We start from the raw sequence: 20875 nt of genomic DNA, 5'->3' as shown, positions 1-20875 counted from the left end.
GTACAGCCGGTAAGGTTAACCCGCGATTGGTGCCTTTATGTAATAGACACACCATACCGGAGATAATCTGCGCGTGAAACGGCTTCGCCGCAGTTTATCCGGCGCCGCCGGGCCGATTCTCGACCGCAGCCAACGGCTTGCGCCCGCCGCGGCAAAACATTGGCGAATTTTCTCGCGAAACACTGTATTCCCAAGAGCGAAGCTGGTAAAATCCTGCGCCATCACAACGTAGCGAGTGCCGCCTGTACAAACGGCGCTTATTTGCACAAATCCATTGACAAACGAAGGCTAAAAGGGCATATTCCTCGGCCTTTGAATTGTCCTCAATAGAATATATTTGGGAGTTGGACCTTGGCTAATATCAAATCAGCTAAGAAACGCGCCGTACAGTCTGAGAAACGCCGCAAGCATAACGCAAGCCGTCGCTCAATGGTGCGTACCTTCATCAAGAAGGTAGACGCAGCTATCGCAGCTGGCGACAAAGAAGCAGCACAAAATGCATTCCTGGTAATGCAGCCCCTGGTGGACCGTCAGGCAGCTAAAGGCCTGATCCACAAAAACAAAGCAGCGCGTCATAAGTCAAACCTGACTGCACGCATCAACGCAATGCAATAAGCATTTCGTTATCTGCTTGATAAAAAAACCGGCTCAGGCCGGTTTTTTTACGTCCTGCGTTCAGTGAACCGCTAGCAGGAAAACAGCGCAGAAAAATCTTTGTTGCACACGCGCTGCACCGCCGGATGCTGGATCATGCGCTCGGCGAAGATGATGTAATACTCCTCCTGCACGCTGTCGATGCGCCCAATCTCCACCACGTTGTCATCGTTGTAGGTATCCTGCGCATACAGCGTCGGCGCCACGAAAATCGCATTGTGATACATGCCGAAGGCCTTCATCAGCGCCGCATCGTCGAACTCGCCCAGGATCTCCACCTGAATGCCCTGCGTATTGAACCAGTTGAGCAGCTTGCGCCCCAGCATCGAGCGGCGGCCGGGGATCAGCAGTTTGCGCTGCTCCAGACAAGCCGGGAACGGCAGCTCCGGCGCCGGCTGGCGGCAGAAGAAGCTGATGCCGCACTCGCCCAGCTTCAGCGAGAACAGCCCTTCCTGCTGGCTGGAGTCCACCGGACAATCCGACAGGATCATATCCAGCTTGTGCTGGCTGAGCTGCTCCAGCAGCATCTCGTGCGTCGATTCAAAGCAACGCAGGTGGATCTGTTCGTTGTCCACCACCACCGCCGTTTCCAATACCTGGCTGACCAGGCGCTTCGACAGCGCATCGGCCACGCCGACGTCGAACAGCAGATTCGACTCTTTGCGGTAGTTGACGATATCCAGCATTTCCTGGCTGAGCATAAACATCTTGTCGGCATAACGAAACACCAGTTGCCCCAGCTCCGAAGGCACCAACCCGCGCCCCTGACGTTTGAACAGCTTGCCGTCCAACCGCTCTTCCAGCGCTTTGATCTGGCCGGTGATGGTCTGCGGCGTCAGAAACAACGCTTCGGCGGCACCGACCACGGAACCGGCCTTGCAGACCTGCCAGAAATAGTAAAGGTGATTAAAGTTGATATGCGACATCCTCACGAGCGGCTCTCCTTAACAACGTTTCGCAGCGGCAAACGGTGTGCCGTGACGAGCGACAAACTTCCTTTCCCTGCTTCAGACAACGTATAGCCCCATTAGTCCCAACGAACAACGGCCGAAGCTGCACATATTTTATACCGTGCAGCTCCGACCAGCCATTTTATTATGTGCCCTTACCGGGCACATTCAGGATTAACGTACGCGCGGCAACGCCAGACGCAGCAATCCATACCCTACCACCGCCGCAGCGGTGGAGCCCAACAAGATCCCCAGGCGGGAATAGGTGCTGAGCGCCGCATCCGCATCGCCGAACGCCAGCGAGGCGATAAAAATCGACATGGTGAAACCAATGCCGCAGAGCACCGAAACGGCAAACACCTGTTTGAAGCCGATGCCTTCAGGCAAACGGGCGATGCCCATTTTCACCGCCAGCAGGCTGAAGAGGAAAATCCCCAGCGGCTTACCGATAAACAGGCCGGCCGCAATCCCAACCGGCAGCAGCGACGTCAATCCTTCCAGCGATACGCCCTGCAAAGAAACCCCGGCGTTGGCGAAAGCGAACAGCGGCAGGATCATAAACGCAACCCAGGGGTGCAGCTCATGTTCCAGCGTTTCCGACGGCGACGGCCCCTTCTTCACGTTCAGCGGGATCATAAAGCCGACGATCACCCCGGCCAGCGTCGCATGCACCCCGGACTTGAGGATCGCTACCCACAACACCAGGCCGACCATCATATACAGCGAGGTTTTACCCACGCCACGCCAGTTCATTACCGCCAATAGCACCGTCGCCGCCGCCGCCACGCCCAGCGCCACCATCGACACTTCGTGGGTGTAGAACAGCGCGATGATGATAATCACGCCCAGGTCATCGATGATCGCCAACGCCAGCAGGAACACTTTCAGGCTGGTCGGCACCCGGTTGCCCAGCAGCGCCATTACGCCCAGCGCGAAGGCGATATCGGTCGCGGCCGGGATCGCCCAGCCCTGGCGGGTGACTTCATCCGCGCCGTTGAACAGCAGGTAAATCAGCGCCGGCGCCAGCATGCCCCCCAGCGCGGCGATCGCCGGAAACACCGCCTTGTCGCGCCCGGACAGCGAGCCTTGCATCAACTCGCGCTTGACCTCCAGCCCCACCACCAGGAAGAAGATGGCCATCAGGCCGTCGTTGATCCACAGCAGCAGCGGCTTGGCGATCTCCAGCGAAGCAATCTTCACCATCACCGGCAGGTTAAGGAATGCCTGATAGATCCCCTGCGCCGGGGTGTTGGCCATGATCAGGGCGACGATTGCCGCCGCGATCAGAATGATGCCGCCCGCAGCTTCCTGACGTAAAAATTGACGAATGATATTGGTCACAGTACGTCTCTCCAAATCTGTGCAGGGCGCAGCGCCCTGCAAACCACAGTCATGAAGTGAGTATAGAGGGCGTTTTAGTTCGAAAAAATAAGTTTATAAATGCTAAATAGCTCGATAAAACCGATCAAAAGCACGAATAAGTCACATTATTTATAGGGGATTAGGGGTATGGCGTGCAAATAAAAACCCCGGGACAAACGCCCGGGGTTAGAACATAAACCAGCAGAAACAGCAGGTTAGCGAGTCAGATCGTCAAAGAACTTTTTCACCCCGTCGAAGAAGCTCTTCGAACGCGGGCTGTTCTTGTCGCCGGACGGGCCACCCAGGCTCTCTTCCAGCTCACGCAGCAGCTGCTTCTGCTTGTCGTTCAGATTGACCGGGGTTTCCACCACCACGCGGCACAGCAGGTCGCCCTGGCTGCCGCCACGCACCGATTTCACACCCTTGCCGCGCATGCGGAACAGCTTGCCGGTTTGGGTCTCCGAAGGCACCTTCAGTTTCACCCGGCCGTCCAGCGTCGGCACTTCAATCTCGCCGCCCAGCGCCGCCATGGCGAAGTTGATCGGCACTTCACAGTACAGGTTATTGCCTTCACGCTCGAAGATCGGGTGCGCCTTCACCTGCACCTGAACGTACAGATCGCCCGCCGGTGCGCCGTGCTCGCCGGCTTCGCCTTCACCCGCCAGGCGGATGCGGTCGCCGGTATCGACGCCGGCCGGAATTTTCACCGACAGCGTTTTGGATTTCTCTACCCGGCCGTGGCCGTGGCACTTGTTGCACGGATCTTTGATGATCTGACCGCGGCCATGGCAGTGCGGACACGCCTGCTGCACGGTGAAGAAGCCCTGGCGCATCTGCACCTGGCCCTGGCCGTGACAGGTTGGGCAGGTCACCGGCGAGCTGCCCGGCTTGGCGCCGCTGCCGTGGCAGACGTCGCACTCTTCCAGCGTCGGGATGCGGATCTCTTTGGTGACGCCACGTACCGCTTCCTCGAGGGTCAGCTCCATGTTATAGCGCAGATCGGAACCGCGGCTGGCGCGCTGACGGCGGCCTCCGCCGAAGATGTCGCCAAACACGTCGCCAAAGATATCGCTGAAGTCGGCACCGCCGCCAAAGCCGCCGCCGCCCATGCCGCCCTGTTCAAAGGCCGCGTGCCCATACTGGTCGTAGGCCGCGCGTTTCTGGTCGTCGGTCAGGACTTCGTAAGCTTCTTTAACTTCTTTAAACTTGATTTCGGCGTCTTGTTCCTGGTTGCGGTCAGGATGGTATTTCATCGCCAGGCGTTTGTACGCCTTTTTGATCTCACGTTCATCCGCCGTCTTGCTGACGCCGAGAATCTCGTAATAGTCTTTCTTCGCCATTCTTTTGCTTACCCTTAACATGCGTGCACGGGCGCAGAGTTGCCTCGACGCCCGTGCTGGTTTCCGGGAACGGCACCTCGGCCGCCCCGTGCCCGCTTAAGGGCGATTATTTTTTGTCTTTAACTTCTTCGAACTCAGCGTCAACCACGTCGTCGTCTTTCTGCGCCGCGTTGTCCGCGCCGGCGTCAGCACCCTGCTGAGCCTGCTGCGCCTGAGCCATTTCCAGCAGTTTGCCGGAAACCTGCACCAGAGCCTGAGTCTTCGCTTCGATCTCGGCTTTGTCTTCGCCTTTCACCGCCGCTTCCAGATCTTTCAGTGCCGCTTCGATCGCCGTTTTGTCTTCCGCCGGCAGTTTGTCGCCCGCTTCTTCCAGCTGCTTGCGCGTGCCGTGGATCAGGTGATCCGCCTGGTTACGCGTCTGCACCAGCTCTTCGAACTTGCGGTCAGCTTCAGCGTTCAGCTCGGCGTCGCGCACCATTTTCTGGATTTCGTCTTCGTTCAGGCCAGAAGATGCCTTGATGGTGATCTTCTGCTCACGGCCGGTGTTCTTGTCTTTGGCAGACACGTGCAGGATGCCGTCGGCATCGATATCGAAGGTCACTTCGATCTGCGCCATGCCGCGCGGTGCCGCCTGGATGCCGTCCAGGTTGAACTGGCCCAGAGATTTGTTATCGCTGGCGCGCTTACGCTCACCCTGCAGCACGTGGATGGTTACCGCAGACTGGTTGTCTTCAGCGGTAGAGAACACCTGGCTGTGCTTGGTCGGGATCGTGGTGTTTTTGGTGATCAGCGGCGTCATCACGCTGCCCATGGTTTCGATACCCAGCGACAGCGGGGTCACGTCCAGCAGCAGAACGTCCTTCACATCACCGGCCAACACGCCGCCCTGTACCGCCGCGCCCACGGCAACCGCTTCGTCCGGGTTCACGTCTTTACGCGGTTCTTTGCCGAAGAAGTCTGCGACTTTCTTCTGCACCATTGGCATACGGGTCTGGCCGCCCACCAGGATCACGTCCTGAATGTCGGAAACCGACAGGCCTGCGTCTTTCAGCGCCACTTTCAGCGGCTCGATAGAGCGCGCAACCAGATCTTCAACCAGCGACTCGAGTTTGGCGCGAGTCACTTTGATGTTCATGTGTTTTGGACCGGTCGCGTCTGCAGTGATGTACGGCAGGTTAACGTCGGTCTGCTGAGCGGAAGACAGTTCGATCTTCGCTTTCTCAGCGGCTTCTTTCAGGCGCTGCATCGCCAGCGGATCGTTGCGCAGATCGATACCCTGATCTTTCTTGAACTCTTCCACCAGGTAGTTGATCAGACGGCTGTCGAAGTCTTCGCCACCCAGGTGGGTGTCACCGTTGGTCGCCAGCACTTCGAAGGTTTTTTCGCCGTCAACGTCGTCGATTTCGATGATGGAGATATCGAAAGTACCGCCGCCCAGGTCATAAACCGCGATGGTGCGGTTGCCGACTTCTTTGTCCAGGCCGTAGGCCAGGGCCGCAGCGGTCGGTTCGTTGATGATGCGTTTTACTTCCAGACCCGCGATGCGGCCGGCGTCTTTGGTCGCCTGACGCTGGGCGTCGTTGAAGTAAGCCGGTACGGTGATAACCGCTTCAGTTACCGGTTCGCCCAGGTAATCTTCCGCCGTTTTCTTCATTTTTTTCAGCACTTCCGCAGAGATCTGCGGCGGAGCCATTTTCTGGCCTTTCACTTCCAGCCAGGCGTCGCCGTTGTCGGCTTCGACGATTTTGTACGGCATGATCGCTTTGTCGCGCTGCGCTTCTTCATCCTGGAAGCGGCGACCGATCAGGCGCTTGATGGCGAACAGGGTGTTTTCAGGGTTGGTCACTGCCTGACGCTTAGCCGGCTGGCCAACCAGAGTTTCACCGTCCTGGGTATATGCGATAATAGAAGGAGTGGTGCGGTCGCCCTCGGCGTTTTCCAGCACGCGTGCCTTGGCACCATCCATAATTGCTACGCAAGAGTTGGTAGTACCCAGGTCGATACCAATAATTTTGCCCATCTAAACGTCTCCACTAAAAAATTCATAATCAGTCAGGTTGCTAACCTATATGCGGGCGATTTTTTGCTTTTCAACTGCCCGATATCTCAGTGCGACCCGCGGTTAGCAGCTGCGGTTGCAAATAAGATGGGGCCATCCAATCCGGCATCAAGGGGCAAGGCGAAAAAAATTTCTTTTTTTTATCGTCATTCAGATCATTGTTTCCGGCTGCGGGGATCATTATGATGCGCGCGCTCTGGTGGAAAACTTCGATTTTTTGGCCATTCAGACCATTTATTATTTTACTTCGCTGTTTCCGTTAATTTTCTGTTATCGCAGAGGACTTATGCACACCAACAAGTTGGCGAATCCCGGCCCTCTCGGCCTGATGGGCTTCGGGATGACCACCGTCTTGCTGAACCTGCACAACGCGGGCTTTTTCCCACTGAACTCCGCCATCATCAGCATGGGGATTTTCTTCGGTGGCCTGGCCCAGATCCTGGCCGGTCTGCTGGAATACAAGAAGGGCAACACCTTCGGCATGACCGCCTTCACCGCCTACGGCAGCTTCTGGCTGAGCCTGGTCGGCCTGCTGCTGCTGCCGCGTCTGGGCCTGGCTGAGGCCACCGAGGCGCACGTGCTGGGCATCTACCTGGCGCTGTGGGGCGTCTTCACCCTGTTCATGTTCTTCGGCACCCTGGGCGCCAACCGCGTACTGCAGTTCGTGTTCGCCAGCCTCACGCTGCTGTTCGCCCTGCTGGCCGTCGGCAACATCACCGGCAACCACGCGCTGCTGACCTTCGCCGGCTATGAAGGCATCATCTGCGGCGCCAGCGCCATTTACCTGGCGATGGCCGAAGTGCTCAACGAGCAATACGGCCGCACCGTGCTGCCGATTGGCGAACCGGCCCCGGCCCGCGTCGCGGCCTCGCCGGTCACCGCATAATCGCCCTTCCCTGACGAAAAAGCCCTGCATTGCAGGGCTTTTTTTTAGCTGTAGGAATCGGCTTGCCGCTCCCCGGCTTCGCTGTTCAGGTCGCGATGCAGGTAGACGCCGAGCAGCAGCCCGATGAGCGACAGCGCCAACACGTAGTAAGCGGGTGCTAACGGGGTTAATTTCATGATCAGCGTCACAAAAATAGGGGTTAGACCGCCAAAAATAGCGTACGAGACGTTATATGAGAACGAGATACCGGTAAACCGCACTTCCGCCGGGAAAGCCCGCACCATCACGTACGGCACGGCCCCCACCACGCCTACGCTGAACCCCACCAGGGCATAGCAGGCGAACAGCATTTCCGGGCGCACGCCCACCGTTTGATAGAACAGCCAACTGCAGCCGGCCAGCAGCACGCTGCCGACCACCAGCGTTTTGCTGGCGCCGAAGCGATCGGCCGACAAACCGGCGACGATGCAGCCGGCGATCAGCATGATGGTAGCGATGCTGTTGGCCTGCAGCGTCAAGGCCGGCGCGATGCCGAACTGCTTTTGCAGATAGGTCGGGGTCATCAGGATCACCACCACGATGCCGGCGGAGAGCAGCCAGGTCAGCAGCATCGATACCGCCACCTCCCGTTTGTGGTTGAGCACCACCGACTTCAGCGGCAGCTCTTCGGCCAGCGCTTTACGCGCCTGCATCTCGATGAAGATCGGCGTTTCCTGCAGCCAACGGCGCAGGTACATCGCCACCAGGCCGAACATGCCGCCCAACAGGAAAGGAATGCGCCAGCCGCCGCCGGCAATGCTCTGCGGGCTGAGCGTGGTGTTGATCACCGTCGCCACCACCGAGCCCAGCAGGATGCCTACCGTCAGCCCGGCGGTCAGCGTGCCGCAGGCGAAGCCGATGCGCCGGCGCGGCACGTGTTCGGCGACGAAGACCCAGGCGCCCGGCACCTCACCGCCGATCGCCGCCCCCTGCAGCACGCGCATCAACAGCAGCAGCAGCGGCGCAGCGATGCCGATGCTGGCGTAGGTCGGCAGCAGGCCCATCGCCAGCGTCGGCAACGCCATCAGCAGAATGCTCAGGGTAAACATCTTTTTGCGGCCGACCAGATCGCCAAAGTGCGCCATCACGATGCCGCCCAGCGGACGGGCCAGATAGCCGGCGGCGAAGATGCCGAAGGTTTGCACCAGCCGCAGCCATTCCGGCATGTCCGCCGGGAAGAACAGATCGCCGACCACGGCGGCAAAGAACACGAAGATGATGAAGTCGTAAAACTCCAGCGCGCCGCCCAACGCGGCCAACGTCAGCGTTTTGTAGTCTTGCCGGTTCAGCCGGCGATTATTGTCGTGAGGCATAGGGCACCGTCGGTAAAGGCTGTAAAAATAAAAGCCGCAGGCTTTCTGTAAAAGAATCCTTACTATAGCGGCAAATTATTTTCACACCAGACGGGCTGAAGCCGATCTCGCAGAACGCTGAAATTTAGAGGTTTATCTCGCGACGCGCGCTCTTTGGCCGAAATGCTGCTACCACCGCGGCGTGCGTTTCGACGTAAGGCCCGTCGAGCAGTTGAATGCAATAAGGCACGCTGGCGAAGATGCCGTGCACCACCGCATTGCCCTGCTCATCTTTTACCCCTTCCAGCGTTTCCTTGATCGACTTCGGCTGGCCGGGCAGGTTGATGATCAGCGCCTGCTTGCGGATCGCCCCCACCTGGCGAGAAAGAATTGCCGTTGGCACATAGTGTAGGCTGATCTGACGCATTTGCTCGCCGAAGCCAGGCATCACGCGATCGGCGATCGCCAGCGTGGCGTCGGGGGTGACGTCGCGTCGCGCCGGCCCGGTGCCGCCGGTGGTCAGCACCAGATGGCAACCCATTTCGTCCACCAGCTCGCACAGCGTCTGTTCAATTTGCGTCTGCTCATCGGGGATCAGCCGGGTTTCCAGCTTGAACGGCGTCGCCAGCGCGCCGCTCAGCCATTCCTCCAGCGCCGGAATGCCTTTATCCTGATAAACGCCGCCGGAAGCGCGGTCGGAAACGGAAACCAAACCAATACGTAAAATATCCATGCGTAACCTCTACAGCCTGATGGGGTCCGAACGGGTTCGTCCCTGTTCTGTTGTCATTGCCGAGAGTATAAGGGCTTCCCTCGCCGGCGGGTGCGTCGGGCATAAAAAAAGGTGGCCTGAGCCACCTTTTTACTGCGCGATCTGCCGGAATTACAGCAGGTCGGCGATCATTTTTTCCAGTTTGCCCTGGTCTACGGCGAACTTGCGGATGCCGTCGGTCAGTTTCTCAACCGCCATCGGATCCTGGTTGTGCTGCCAGTAGAACTCAGGTTCGGTCAGTGCGGCAGGACGCGCCTTCACTTCACCGGTGTAAGACAGTTTGCGCTCCAGCGCGCCTTCGCTCTCCGCCAGCTCTTTCAGCAGCGCAGGGGCGATGGTCAGACGGTCGCAGCCGGCCAGTTCGATGATTTCGCCGACGTTACGGAAGCTGGCGCCCATCACCACGGTGTTGTAACCGTGCTGTTTGTAGTACTGGTAAATCTCGGTCACGGAGATCACGCCCGGATCTTCATGCGGGGCGAACTCTTTCTTGTCGCCGTTGGCTTTGTACCAGTCGAGGATACGGCCGACGAACGGCGAGATCAGGTAAACGCCGGCTTCGGCACAGGCGCGAGCCTGAGCGAAGGAGAACAGCAGCGTCAGGTTACAGTTGATGCCTTCTTTCTCCAGCTGCTCCGCCGCGCGGATGCCCTGCCAGGTCGAGGCCAGTTTGATCAGAATGCGATCGTTGCTGATGCCGGCTTCGTTGTACAGCTTGATCAGGCGCTTGGCCTTGGCCACGCTGGCATCGGTGTCGTAAGACAGACGTGCATCCACTTCGGTGGAGATGCGGCCCGGAACCAGTTTGAGGATCTCCAGACCGATATTGACCGCCAGCTTGTCGGCGGCGTCGGCGATCTGCTGCTCGCGATCGCTGCTCTGGCCGCGCGCCCAGGCGATGGCTTCGTCAATCAGTTTACGGTATTCAGGAATTTGGGCTGCATTGAGGATCAGCGAAGGGTTGGTTGTGGCGTCCTGCGGTTGATACAGCTTCATTGCCGCGATATCACCCGTATCTGCAACCACCGTGGTCAGCTGGCGCAGGGAAGTTAATTTGTCGGTCATGTTGGCATTATCTCATCGTTTGTGCATGAACTTTTGGCATTGTTCAACCATGCCCTGCCCTGATAATAACATGCGCCAAGCCCGGTGCAAGGCTGGAAAACCGCGGCGCGCAGGCATCTGTTTTATCCTTGGGCGAGCAACCGTTTACGCCGATATCTTTCGCCATTACCGAGCGGATGGAAAGGCAATAACGTGCTATTGTCCGAATAAATTATGTTAAATTCGAAAAAATTGATGCAATTCGTCCGCTAATCTGCGAAAAATCTTAATCGACTGACGCCGGACAGATTCCAGCTAAGCTCTTGTAAAAAATAGGCCAATGTTTTTCACCTGCGGTGGATGCTGCAAGGTGCGCATTAAATTTCGATAAAGGAGGGATCCCTTGACGGACCTGATGAATTTTATAAACAACATTTTGTGGGGGTCGGTGCTGATTTATCTGCTGCTCGGCACCGGCATCTACTTCACGTTGCGCACCCGCTTTATCCAGCTCCGCCACTTCAGCCACATGTTCTCGGTGTTGAAAAACAGCAATAAAAGCGACAGCGCCGGCATCTCCTCTTTCCAGGCGCTGTGTACCACGCTGGCGGCGCGCGTCGGCACCGGCAACCTGACCGGCGTCGCCATCGCCCTGACCGCCGGCGGCCCCGGCGCCATCTTCTGGATGTGGGTGGTGGCGTTTATCGGCATGGCCACCTCCTTTGTGGAAAGCTCGCTGGCGCAGCTCTACAAAACCAAAGACGATAACGGCAACTACCGCGGCGGCCCGGCCTACTACATGGAAAAGGGTCTCGGCATGCGCTGGATGGGCGTGCTGTTCTCCATCTTCCTGATCATCGCTTTCGGCCTGGTGTTCAACGCCGTGCAAGCCAACTCCATCGCGCAGGCCTCCGCCGTCGCCTTCCATTTGCAGCCGCTGCACGTCGGCATCGGCCTGGTGCTGCTGAGCGGCGTGGTGATCTTCGGCGGCATCCGCTCCATCGCCAAAGTGGCCGAGCTGGTGGTGCCGCTGATGGCCGGCGCCTACCTGTTGCTGGCCCTCTGGGTGATTGGCCATAACATCGAACACATGCCGGCGATCCTGACGCTGATCTTCAAAAGCGCCTTCGGCCTGCAGGAAGCCGCGGCCGGCGCCGTCGGTTACGGCATCTCCCAGGCGATGACCCAGGGCGTGCAGCGCGGCCTGTTCTCCAACGAAGCCGGCATGGGCTCGGCGCCCAACGCGGCGGCGTCCGCTTCGCCTTATCCGCCGCATCCGGCCTCACAGGGCTATGTGCAAATGCTCGGGGTGTTTATCGATACCATCGTCATCTGCAGCGCCACCGCGGCGATCATCCTCTCCTCCGGCATTCTCGATCAGCCGACCGACAGCATCAGCGGCATCGATCTGACCCAGCGCGCGCTGTCGACCGCCGTCGGCAGCTGGGGGGCGCCGTTCGTCGCCATCGCCATTTTCTTCTTCGCCTTCACCTCGATCATCGCCAACTACGCCTATGCCGAGAGCAACCTGGTGTTCCTCGAGCACAACCATCCGGGCGGCCTGCTGATTTTCCGCTGCGTGGCGTTGGGCATGGTGATGTTCGGCGCGCTGGCGGAGCTGCCGCTGGTGTGGAAAATGGCGGATACCTCCATGGCGCTGATGGCCATCACCAACCTGACGGCCATCCTGTTGCTGTCGCGGGTGGCGCTTAAGCTGGCCGACGACTACCATCGCCAACGCCGTCTGGGCAAGCTGCCGACCTTCGACGCCAACCGTTATCCGGAGCTGAAGTCGCAGCTGGAGCCGGGCGTGTGGGACGACCAAAAGCCGCCGCGCTGAGTTTTCCGGGGCGCGTGCGGTGCGCGCCCCTGCCTATTGGACCGATTGCCCCTTTTTCCCGCGCTTTTTGCTACAGTATCCGCACTTGGATAAACAGGATCTGGCCATGCTCGTTATTATTTCCCCTGCAAAAACTCTCGATTACGACAGCCCGCTGGCGACAGAACGCTTCACGCAGCCCGAAATGCTGGACAAGTCGAAACAGCTGATCAAAATTTGCCGCGAGCTGACACCGGCGCAAATCGCCAGCCTGATGAGCATCAGCGACAAGCTGGCCGGGCTGAACGCCGCGCGCTTTAGCGAGTGGCAGCCGAAATTTACCCCAGACAATGCCCGTCAGGCGCTGCTGGCGTTCAAGGGCGACGTTTACACCGGCCTGCAGGCGCAGGATTTCAGCGAAGCCGATTTCGACTTCGCCCAGCAGCATCTGCGCATGCTGTCCGGCCTGTATGGCGTGCTGCGCCCGCTCGATCTGATGATGCCGTACCGGCTGGAGATGGGCATCAAGCTGGAAAACCCGAAAGGCAAAGACCTGTACAGCTTCTGGGGCGATAAAATCACCCAAAAACTCAACGAAGCGCTGGAGCAGCAGGGCGACGACGTGGTGGTCAACCTGGCGTCCGACGAGTATTTCAAGGCGGTGAAGCCGGCCAAACTGCACGGCGCGCTGATCAAACCGGTGTTCCTCGACGAGAAGAACGGCAAGTACAAGGTCATCAGCTTCTACGCCAAGAAAGCGCGCGGGTTGATGAGCCGCTTTATCATCAAAAATCGCCTGACGCGCAGCGAGCAGCTGGTGGACTTCAACCTGGAAGGCTACGCCTTCGACGAAGCCGCCTCGCAGGGCAATGAACTGGTGTTCAAACGCCCGGAGCAGGCATAAAAAAAGCCGTCGCAAGACGGCTTTTCGCATTCTAGCCTGCCGAACCTCAGGCCGGCAGCGCCATCAGGAACTTGCGCAGCTCGGCAAAGCCGGCCGGCAGCGTGTGCGACAGCAGCGGCAGATCGGCCCGCAGCGCCAGCGCTTTCGGCAACGGCAGCTCCTGGCCGAGGATCGCTTCCACGCTCTCTTTAAACTTGGCCGGATGCGCGGTGCCGAGGAACAGACCGAACTCCCCTTCCTGCAGCCGATCGCGCAGCGCGCGATAGGCAATGGCCGCGTGCGGTTCTGAGATATAACCCAGCTCGGCCAGTTCACGCATCGTTTCCTTGGTGGTCTCATCGCTGACCGCCGCGTGGCCCAGCTCTTTCAGCTGCCAGACCTTACGACGGAACAGCTCTTCCACGCGCGGCCAGTTGTTCGGCTGGCTGACGTCCATGGCGTTGGACAGCGTCGCGACCGTGGCGTGCGGCTGCCACTGGCCGCTGGTCAGGAAGCGCGGCACGGTGTCGTTGGCGTTGGTGGCGGCAATAAAGCGCTTCACCGGCAGGCCCAGCGACTTGGCCAGCAGCCCGGCGGTCAGATCGCCGAAGTTGCCGCTCGGCACCGAAATCACCAGCTGATTGCGTGCTTCCTGCGGCAGCTGCGCCACCGCTTCGAAGTAGTAGCAGATCTGCGCCAGCAAGCGGCTGATGTTGATCGAGTTGGCCGAGTTCAGGTGCAGCGCGTCCTTCAATTCCTGATCGTCGAACGCCTGCTTCACCAGCGCCTGGCAAGCATCGAAGTCGCCGTCGATCGCTACGGTGTGAATGTTGCCGCCCAGAGTACAGAACAGCTTCTCCTGCAGCGGACTGATTTTGCCCTGCGGATAGAGGATCACCACCCGGACGTTTTTCAGGCCGTAGAAGGCGTGCGCCACGGCGGCGCCGGTGTCGCCGGAGGTGGCGGTCAAAATGGTCACCGGCTGATCGCCGGCCACTTCCGCCAGCATCTGCGCCATAAAGCGGCCGCCGAAGTCTTTGAACGCCAGCGTCGGGCCGTGGAACAGCTCCAGGCAGGAGACGTCTTCGGTCACTTTCGCCACCGGCGCCGGGAACTCAAAAGCGGCCTGCACGCGCTTCTTCAGCGCCGCTTCCGGTACCTCTTCGCCGATAAAGGCCGACAGAATACGGCTGCTGCGGGTGACAAAGTCCTGCTCCAGCAGTTGGTCTATCTCGGTCAGTTCGAACTCCGGCAGCTCCAGCGGGAAGAACAGCCCCTGCTGCTTGCCCAGGCCTTGTTTGATCGCCTGCGCGAAGCTGACCTGCTCGTTGTGATCCTTAAGGTTGTACAGTTTCATGCGTTATCCCAGTAGTCGAGCGCCTGCGGTATCCAGACGGCAAATATGAACAAAACCTTCGTCGTTTTGCAGATAGTGTTGTTGCAGCCAGGCGGCCATGCGCTGCGCGGTGGCGCCGTCGTTGCAGACGGCGAACAGCGTCGGGCCGGAGCCGGAGATGCCGCAGGCCAGCGCGCCGATCTCCTGCGCCGCCTTGCGCGCTTCGGCGAAGCCCGGCAGCAGCCGGGTGCGGTACGGTTCGGCGATCACGTCCTGCATCAATTTGGCGGCCAGCTGCGGCTGCCGGGTGTGGCAGGCATGGATAAAGCCGGCCAGATAGCGGCCGTGGCTGATGCAATCCTGGCGACGGTATTGCGCGGGTAAAATGGCGCGCGCTTCGGCGGTGGAGACCTTGATGCCCGGATAGGCCATGACCCACAGCCAATCGTCGAAGCACGGCACCTCCTGGCTGATGATGCCTTCTTCTTCCAGCATCAGCTGCAGGCCGCCAAGGTAGCATGGCGCCACGTTATCGTAATGCACGCTGCCGGAAATGCGGCCTTCCAGCTCGCCCATCAGGCCGAGCAGCGTCGTCTCATCCAGCGGCCGATCGCAGAATTCGTTCATCGCCATCAGCCCGGCCACCACCGAACAGGCGCTGGAGCCCAGCCCCGATCCGATCGGCATGTTCTTTTCCAACCGCATCGCCACCGGCACTTCGCGGCCGATCTCCTGGCAGAAGCGCTCCCAGCATTGATAAACGATGTTCTCTTTCGGCTCGGCCGGCAGCTTGCTGACGAAGCGCCCGGCATTCTGCAAACTGAACGTCTCGGCGGCTTCTACGCTGACGCAGTCGCCCAGCAGCGTGCCGTCGATCGGCGAAACCGCCGCGCCCAGCACATCGAAACCGACGCTGACGTTACCGATCGAGGCCGGTGCATACACCTTAACCATATTAAACTCCCAACTTCCATGACAGTGTGCGCAGCAGATCGGCGAACACGCCCGCTGCGGTCACATCGTTACCGGCGCCGTAGCCGCGCAGCACCAGCGGCAGCGGCTGATAGTAGCGGCTGTAGAAGGCCAGCGCGTTCTCGCCGTTCTTCACTTTATACAACGGATCGTTGCCGTCCACCGCCTCGATGCGCACCTTGCAGCGGCCTTCGTCGATCAGGCCGACATAGCGCAGCACCTTGCCTTGCTCGGCGGCGTTGGCCACGTTGCGCGCGAACTCTTTATCCAGCTCCGGCAGGCGCGCCAGGAAATGCTCCACGTCGCCCGACGCGTCGAAGGACGGCGGCAGCACCGACTCGACCTCGATATCGCTCAGCTCCAGCTTGTAACCGGCCTCGCGCGCCAGGATCAGCAGCTTGCGCGCCACGTCCATACCGGACAGATCGTCGCGCGGATCCGGCTCGGTGTAGCCGTTGGCCCGGGCCTGCAGGGTCGCCGCCGACAGCGACAGCCCTTCATCCAGCTTGCCGAAGATAAAGGACAGCGAACCGGACAGGATGCCGGAGAAGCGTACCAGCTCATCGCCGGCGTTCAGCAGGTTTTGCAGGTTCTCAATCACCGGCAAACCGGCGCCGACGTTGGTGTCGTAGAGAAACTTGCGGTGCGAACCGGCGGCCGCCGCGCGCAGTTGCTGATAATAGTTCATCGACGAGGTGTTGGCCTTTTTGTTCGGCGTCACCACGTGGAAACCGTCCGCCAGGAAGTCCACATACTGATCGGCCACCGCCTGGCTGGAAGTGCAGTCGACGATCACCGGGTTCAGCAGGTGATACTCCTTCACCAGCCGGATCAGGCGGCCGAGATTGAACGGCTCCTGCGCGCCGGCCAGTTCGTCGCGCCAGCTGTCCAGCGCGATACCGTGCACGTTGGTCAGCATCACGCGCGAGTTGGCGATGCCGCACACCCGCAGGTCGATATGCTTTTGCTTCAGCCACGGCTGCTGGCGGTAAATCTGTTCGATCAGCGCTCCGCCGACGCCGCCGACGCCGATGACGAACACTTCGATCACCTGATCGGTGTTGAACAGCATCTGGTGACTGACGCGCACGCCGGTGGTGGCGGATTCATTGCTGACCACCACCGAGATTGAACGCTCGGAAGAGCCCTGGGCGATGGCGACGATATTGATGTTGGCGCGCGCCAGCGCGGAGAAGAAGCGCGCGGAGATGCCGCGCAGGGTGCGCATGCCGTCGCCGACTACCGAGATGATCGCCAGGCGTTCCATCACGTCCAGCGGATCCAGCACGCCGTCTTTCAACTCCAGATAGAACTCCTCCTCCAGCGCGCGGCGCGCGCGCAGCAGTTCGCCCTGCGGCACGCAGAAGCTGATGCTGTATTCGGAAGAGGATTGGGTGATCAGCACCACCGAAATGCCGGCGCGCGACATCACGGCGAACACTCGCGCGGCCATGCCGACCATGCCTTTCATGCCCGGGCCGGAGACGTTGATCATCGCCATGTTGTTCAGGTTGGTGATGCCTTTCACCGGCATCCCGTCATCGGTGCTGTCTTTGCCGATCAGCGTGCCGGGGGCCTGCGGGTTGGAGGTGTTTTTAATCAGGCAAGGGATTTGGAATTGGGCAATCGGCGTGATGGTACGAGGGTGCAGCACTTTGGCGCCGAAATAAGAGAGTTCCATCGCCTCCTGATACGACATCGACTTCAGCAGCCTGGCGTCCGGCACGGTGCGCGGATCGCAGGTATACACGCCGTCGACGTCGGTCCAGATCTCGCAGCAGTCGGCGCGCAGGCAGGCGGCCAGCACGGCGGCGGAATAGTCGGAGCCGTTGCGGCCCAGCACCACCAGCTCGCCCTTGTCGTTACCGGCGGTGAAACCAGCCATCAGCACGATGTGGTCAGCCGGGATCGCCGCCGCGGCGATGCGCAGCGTGGACTCGGCGATGTCCACGGTGGACTCCAGGTAGTGGCCCTGCGCCAGCAGTTTCTCCACCGGGTTGATCACCGTGACCGGGTAGCCCTTGGCGCGGAACACCCCTTCCATGATGGCGATGGAGAGCTTTTCGCCGCGGCAGATGATCGCCGCGTTTACGCTGTCCGGGCACTGCCCCAGCAGCGAAACGCCGTGCAGCACCTGTTTGAGCTGCGCGAACTCCTGATCGACCACGCCTTTCAAGCGATCGTATTCAAAGCCCGGCAGCGCCTGCGCCAGGCCGCTCAGCAGATCGGCAAAGATCCGCTCGGCGTCGCTGATATTCGGCAGAATGTCCTGGCCCGCCACCGTTTTGTCGATCATCGCCACCAGATGGTTGGTGATCTTTGCAGGGGCGGACAAGACCGTGGCTACCTGTCCCTGACGCGCATTACTCTCCATGATGTCGGCAACGCGCAGAAAACGTTCTGCATTCGCCACCGAGGTTCCGCCAAATTTCAGCACTCGCATGTGTGATCTCTCCGAATTTAAGCCGAAAAAAAAGCCCGCACTGATTAGGTGCGGGCTTTTTTCTGTGTTTCCTGTGCGCGTCAGCCCGCCCCGTTACCTGTGGTATCGGTGGTGGTAATAATTGTGGTTTTCAGGCTGATGTTGCGCATGTTGTCTGTCTGTCTCATGAAATACTCTGTCCCCTCTATTGGTTAAAGCAATCGCTATCCCAAGTCAAACTATTTCTTTTTTTTGCTTATTTTCCGTTCAGCGGCGGTAATGCGCGATGCAACAGGTGAAAAGCAAAACGACAGAACAAAAAAACAACTTAAAGCCGATTTACCAGTGGATCACGCTGGGTAACCGTCTGATGGAGCCGCTATCACTTGGCGAGTTTTTTTTCGATGTCGTGCAGCAGCGTATGCAACATCGCCGTATCTCGCTGTTGCAGCGCGCCGAGCCGCTGGTGCAGCCAGTCGCGCAATTTTTGGTCATCGCCGACATCCAATGCGTTCAACAAGGCATCGGCGCGGCGGCGCAGCGCCTTGAGCTGCCCTTCCGACGCCGCCGTTTCCTGCGGCGTGCTGACGCCCATCAGGCTCGCCAGCTGGTAGCAGTAAACCATCACCGCCTGGCCCAGGTTAAGCGACGGATAATCCGCCTGCATCGGCACGCCGGTCAGCAAATCCGCCAGCGCCAGCTCTTCGTTGGTCAGGCCGGAATCTTCGCGGCCGAACACCAGCGCGGCCTGGCCGACCCACTGCTTGCGCTCGCTCAGCTGTTCCAGCAGCTCGGGCGGCGTGCAGTAATAGTGAAAACGCGCGCGGCTGCGGGCGGTGGTGGCGACGGTGAAATCCACGTCCGCCAGCGCCAGTTCCAGCGTGGCGAACGTTTGCACGCCGTCGAGGATCTCGCCGGCTCCGTGCGCCACCCAGCGCGCCGCCGGCTGCAGGTGCGCCTCGCTGTCGACGATGCGCAACGACGTGAAGCCCATGGTTTTCATCGCGCGCGCCGCCGCGCCGACATTTTCCGGCCGCGCCGGAGCCACTAAAACAATATGAAGCTGCATCACTCTTCCACCGAAGGCAGGCCTGCGCTTTTGACGATGGCGCAGCACCCGCTTATATTTACAATTGCGTAACAATAAACGCGTTAATAGCAACAAACAAGATTAAACGGCTCGTTGAGCTAATAAACCCGTCGTAATAGTCATTATTCGTGCTTATGTTTTACTGCATTTATTTATCAATGAGTTAAAACAAAGCGATGATCAATAAACGAATAATTGTATCCTATCGGGCCGGATAATGCTGAATCGTTCACAGAATTTGAGGTTCTGTGACTTAAACTGGCATTTCTGTAAGTGTTTTTCACAAATCTGTTAACGTGCTACAATTGAATTTGATATATGTCAACAAAGCGTAGTTTTGTTGGGTGATGAATTCGGCACGCGCTGTTATATTGCTGTTAATGGGGTTAGGATATGCGCCAATTTGGCACCCCAGGGGTTGTAGGGAACAGCATCCCCACCAGGCTAGCGATCTTGTTGACATGAGATGGAAAGTGCATCAAGAACGAGTTTACGTACTTTAGTCATTTGCTGAGAGGGAACGTGGCGCTATCTCTGCCCTCCTCTAAGAAAACAAAGACTTCTGTACTTCCTATTTTCTATTTTGTTGGCAATTTTAGGTAGCAAATATGCAGACCCCGCACATTCTGATTGTCGAAGACGAGTTAGTCACTCGTAACACCCTGAAGAGCATTTTCGAGGCGGAAGGCTACATTGTTCATGAAGCCAATGATGGTGCAGAGATGCACAATATCCTGTCTGAAAATGATATCAATCTGGTCATCATGGACATCAACCTGCCAGGCAAAAACGGCCTGCTGTTGGCGCGCGAACTGCGTGAACAGGCCAGCGTCGCCTTGATGTTCCTGACCGGTCGCGATAACGAAGTGGACAAAATCCTCGGCCTGGAAATCGGCGCCGACGATTACATCACCAAGCCGTTCAACCCGCGTGAGCTGACCATCCGCGCGCGCAACCTGCTGTCGCGCACCATGAACCTGGGCAGCCTCGGCGAAGAGCGCCGCCTGGTCGAGAGCTACAAGTTCAACGGTTGGGAGCTGGACATCAACAGCCGCTCGCTGATCAGCCCGGCCGGCGAACAGTACAAGCTGCCGCGCAGCGAATTCCGCGCCATGCTGCACTTCTGCGAAAACCCGGGCAAGATCCAGTCCCGCGGCGAACTGCTGAAGAAAATGACCGGCCGCGAGCTGAAGCCGCATGACCGCACCGTGGACGTCACCATCCGTCGCATTCGCAAACACTTCGAATCGACGCCGGACACGCCGGAAATCATCGCCACCATTCACGGCGAAGGCTACCGCTTCTGCGGCGATCTGGAAGAGTAATTACGGCCTGCCGTCATGAAAACGGGGTTCAGCATGCTGAACCCCGTTTTTTTATTTCGTCTCGGCCCACGGCATGATCGGCACCGCGCTCAGCGCGTTCTTCGGCGAACCGTCGATCACCTTGTCGGAGTAGCTCAGGTAAATCAGCGAATTGCGCTTGGCGTCGTAGAAGCGCACCACCTGCAGCTTCTTGAACACCAGCGAGGTGCGTTTCTGGAACACCACCTCGCCTTCCGCCTTGCCGTTTTTGATCTTGTCGCTCAGCTCGATAGGCCCCACCTGCTGGCAGGAAATGGCCGCGTCGGCGGTGTCTTCCGCCAGCCCCAGGCCGCCTTTGATGCCGCCGGTTTTGGCGCGGCTGATATAACAAGTTACATTTTTAACATCCGGATCGTCGAACGCTTCCACCACGATTTTGTGATCCGGCCCCAACAATTTAAACACGGTATCAACGGAGCCCACCTGCTCCGCCTGCGCGCTGCCAACGGTTGCGCAAACCAAACCGAATAAAAATATCCAGCCTTTTTTCATTTACTTAACTCCGATATAACCTTGCCGCAAAAATAGGTTCGGCGATCGCCATTATTTATGTCTAAGCTCACGGAATCGGTTTTTTACGGGTCCGCACCG

The 20875-nt window shown here is 59.0% G+C and carries 18 protein-coding genes and 1 other annotated feature; of the genes, 5 read left to right on the top strand and 13 right to left on the bottom strand.

Translation table 11 applies throughout. From position 1 onward, the window contains the following. Positions 1–351 precede the first annotated feature (351 nt). Positions 352–615, top strand: a complete 264-nt coding sequence (gene rpsT, locus ACJ8IM_RS10415) for a 30S ribosomal protein S20 (protein ID WP_004932960.1) — start codon at positions 352–354, stop codon at positions 613–615. A gap of 71 nt (positions 616–686) precedes the next feature. On the opposite strand, the gene nhaR is transcribed toward rpsT, so the two are convergent. The 4 genes from nhaR to dnaK form a co-directional block, all read right to left on the bottom strand. Next, positions 687–1586, bottom strand: a complete 900-nt coding sequence (gene nhaR / locus ACJ8IM_RS10410) for a transcriptional activator NhaR (protein ID WP_004932962.1) — start codon at positions 1584–1586, stop codon at positions 687–689. Positions 1587–1778: 192 nt separating this feature from the next. Further along, positions 1779–2945 (bottom strand): Na+/H+ antiporter NhaA, encoded by a 1167-nt coding sequence (gene nhaA, locus ACJ8IM_RS10405; protein ID WP_033649145.1) that lies wholly within the window; start codon positions 2943–2945, stop codon positions 1779–1781. A gap of 236 nt (positions 2946–3181) precedes the next feature. Next, a complete protein-coding gene (gene dnaJ / locus ACJ8IM_RS10400) occupies positions 3182–4306 on the bottom strand; it encodes a molecular chaperone DnaJ (protein WP_033637051.1) in 1125 nt (374 codons plus the stop codon). Between the two features lie 106 nt (positions 4307–4412). Further along, entirely contained in the window at positions 4413–6326 is a 1914-nt protein-coding gene (gene dnaK, locus ACJ8IM_RS10395) for a molecular chaperone DnaK (RefSeq protein WP_004932972.1), read from the bottom strand. Between the two features lie 325 nt (positions 6327–6651). Here dnaK and satP point away from each other — a divergent pair, with 325 nt between their 5' ends. Next, positions 6652–7251, top strand: coding sequence for an acetate uptake transporter (gene satP / locus ACJ8IM_RS10390; protein ID WP_033652984.1), 600 nt, complete (start codon positions 6652–6654; stop codon positions 7249–7251). Between the two features lie 44 nt (positions 7252–7295). Here satP and ACJ8IM_RS10385 read toward each other — a convergent pair whose 3' ends face one another. The 3 genes from ACJ8IM_RS10385 to tal form a co-directional block, all read right to left on the bottom strand. Further along, positions 7296–8603, bottom strand: coding sequence for an MFS transporter (locus tag ACJ8IM_RS10385; RefSeq protein WP_033637050.1), 1308 nt, complete (start codon positions 8601–8603; stop codon positions 7296–7298). Between the two features lie 124 nt (positions 8604–8727). After that, positions 8728–9315: a molybdopterin adenylyltransferase gene (mog, locus tag ACJ8IM_RS10380; RefSeq protein ID WP_004932980.1), complete on the bottom strand. Its 588-nt coding sequence runs from the start codon at positions 9313–9315 to the stop codon at positions 8728–8730. A 150-nt stretch (positions 9316–9465) separates the two neighbouring features. Next, positions 9466–10419 carry a transaldolase gene (gene tal / locus ACJ8IM_RS10375; RefSeq protein WP_033637049.1) on the bottom strand — a complete coding sequence of 318 codons (954 nt, stop codon included), beginning with the start codon at positions 10417–10419 and terminating at the stop codon, positions 9466–9468. A gap of 382 nt (positions 10420–10801) precedes the next feature. On the opposite strand from tal, the gene ACJ8IM_RS10370 reads away from it, so the two are divergent. Together ACJ8IM_RS10370 and yaaA are read left to right on the top strand one after the other, a co-directional pair. Further along, positions 10802–12238: an alanine/glycine:cation symporter family protein gene (locus ACJ8IM_RS10370; protein WP_033637048.1), complete on the top strand. Its 1437-nt coding sequence runs from the start codon at positions 10802–10804 to the stop codon at positions 12236–12238. Between the two features lie 106 nt (positions 12239–12344). Then, entirely contained in the window at positions 12345–13121 is a 777-nt protein-coding gene (yaaA, locus tag ACJ8IM_RS10365; RefSeq protein ID WP_101455738.1) for a peroxide stress protein YaaA, read from the top strand. A gap of 46 nt (positions 13122–13167) precedes the next feature. On the opposite strand, the gene thrC is transcribed toward yaaA, so the two are convergent. The 5 genes from thrC to ACJ8IM_RS10340 form a co-directional block, all read right to left on the bottom strand. Further along, entirely contained in the window at positions 13168–14457 is a 1290-nt protein-coding gene (gene thrC / locus ACJ8IM_RS10360; protein ID WP_033652890.1) for a threonine synthase, read from the bottom strand. Positions 14458–14460: 3 nt separating this feature from the next. After that, positions 14461–15390 (bottom strand): homoserine kinase, encoded by a 930-nt coding sequence (gene thrB, locus ACJ8IM_RS10355; protein ID WP_049213070.1) that lies wholly within the window; start codon positions 15388–15390, stop codon positions 14461–14463. A 1-nt stretch (position 15391) separates the two neighbouring features. After that, complete coding sequence (thrA, locus tag ACJ8IM_RS10350) at positions 15392–17851, bottom strand: bifunctional aspartate kinase/homoserine dehydrogenase I (RefSeq protein WP_060422500.1); 2460 nt, start codon at positions 17849–17851, stop codon at positions 15392–15394. Positions 17852–17875: 24 nt separating this feature from the next. Next, positions 17876–17993, bottom strand: a sequence feature (Thr leader region). Next, a complete protein-coding gene (gene thrL / locus ACJ8IM_RS10345; RefSeq protein WP_086581142.1) occupies positions 17932–18000 on the bottom strand; it encodes a thr operon leader peptide in 69 nt (22 codons plus the stop codon). (Overlaps the previous feature by 62 nt.) 212 nt (positions 18001–18212) lie before the next feature. Beyond that, entirely contained in the window at positions 18213–18899 is a 687-nt protein-coding gene (locus ACJ8IM_RS10340) for a tRNA/rRNA methyltransferase (protein WP_033652888.1), read from the bottom strand. Positions 18900–19528: 629 nt separating this feature from the next. Between ACJ8IM_RS10340 and arcA the strand changes: the two genes are divergently transcribed. Then, complete coding sequence (gene arcA / locus ACJ8IM_RS10335) at positions 19529–20245, top strand: two-component system response regulator ArcA (RefSeq protein WP_004933003.1); 717 nt, start codon at positions 19529–19531, stop codon at positions 20243–20245. A 51-nt stretch (positions 20246–20296) separates the two neighbouring features. On the opposite strand, the gene creA is transcribed toward arcA, so the two are convergent. Then, positions 20297–20776 (bottom strand): protein CreA, encoded by a 480-nt coding sequence (gene creA, locus ACJ8IM_RS10330; RefSeq protein WP_033652887.1) that lies wholly within the window; start codon positions 20774–20776, stop codon positions 20297–20299. Between the last annotated feature and the right edge of the window lie 99 nt (positions 20777–20875).

This window comes from Serratia sp. CY33525 (assembly GCF_052169115.1).
In the GTDB taxonomy this organism is placed as follows: domain Bacteria; phylum Pseudomonadota; class Gammaproteobacteria; order Enterobacterales; family Enterobacteriaceae; genus Serratia; species Serratia sarumanii.
Note: the sequence above shows the minus strand (reverse complement) of the source record. Positions and strands in the feature narration are given on the sequence as shown.

Excerpts from the sequence above, each read along its gene's own strand:
- dnaJ (WP_033637051.1), bottom strand. The coding sequence starts at position 4,306 with ATGGCGAAGAAAGACTATTACGAGATTCTCGGCGTCAGCAAGACGGCG.
- dnaK (WP_004932972.1), bottom strand. The coding sequence starts at position 6,326 with ATGGGCAAAATTATTGGTATCGACCTGGGTACTACCAACTCTTGCGTA.
- satP (WP_033652984.1), top strand. The coding sequence starts at position 6,652 with ATGCACACCAACAAGTTGGCGAATCCCGGCCCTCTCGGCCTGATGGGC.
- ACJ8IM_RS10385 (WP_033637050.1), bottom strand. The coding sequence starts at position 8,603 with ATGCCTCACGACAATAATCGCCGGCTGAACCGGCAAGACTACAAAACG.
- mog (WP_004932980.1), bottom strand. The coding sequence starts at position 9,315 with ATGGATATTTTACGTATTGGTTTGGTTTCCGTTTCCGACCGCGCTTCC.
- tal (WP_033637049.1), bottom strand. The coding sequence starts at position 10,419 with ATGACCGACAAATTAACTTCCCTGCGCCAGCTGACCACGGTGGTTGCA.
- yaaA (WP_101455738.1), top strand. The coding sequence starts at position 12,345 with ATGCTCGTTATTATTTCCCCTGCAAAAACTCTCGATTACGACAGCCCG.
- thrC (WP_033652890.1), bottom strand. The coding sequence starts at position 14,457 with ATGAAACTGTACAACCTTAAGGATCACAACGAGCAGGTCAGCTTCGCG.
- thrB (WP_049213070.1), bottom strand. The coding sequence starts at position 15,390 with ATGGTTAAGGTGTATGCACCGGCCTCGATCGGTAACGTCAGCGTCGGT.
- thrA (WP_060422500.1), bottom strand. The coding sequence starts at position 17,851 with ATGCGAGTGCTGAAATTTGGCGGAACCTCGGTGGCGAATGCAGAACGT.
- ACJ8IM_RS10340 (WP_033652888.1), bottom strand. The coding sequence starts at position 18,899 with ATGCAGCTTCATATTGTTTTAGTGGCTCCGGCGCGGCCGGAAAATGTC.
- arcA (WP_004933003.1), top strand. The coding sequence starts at position 19,529 with ATGCAGACCCCGCACATTCTGATTGTCGAAGACGAGTTAGTCACTCGT.
- creA (WP_033652887.1), bottom strand. The coding sequence starts at position 20,776 with ATGAAAAAAGGCTGGATATTTTTATTCGGTTTGGTTTGCGCAACCGTT.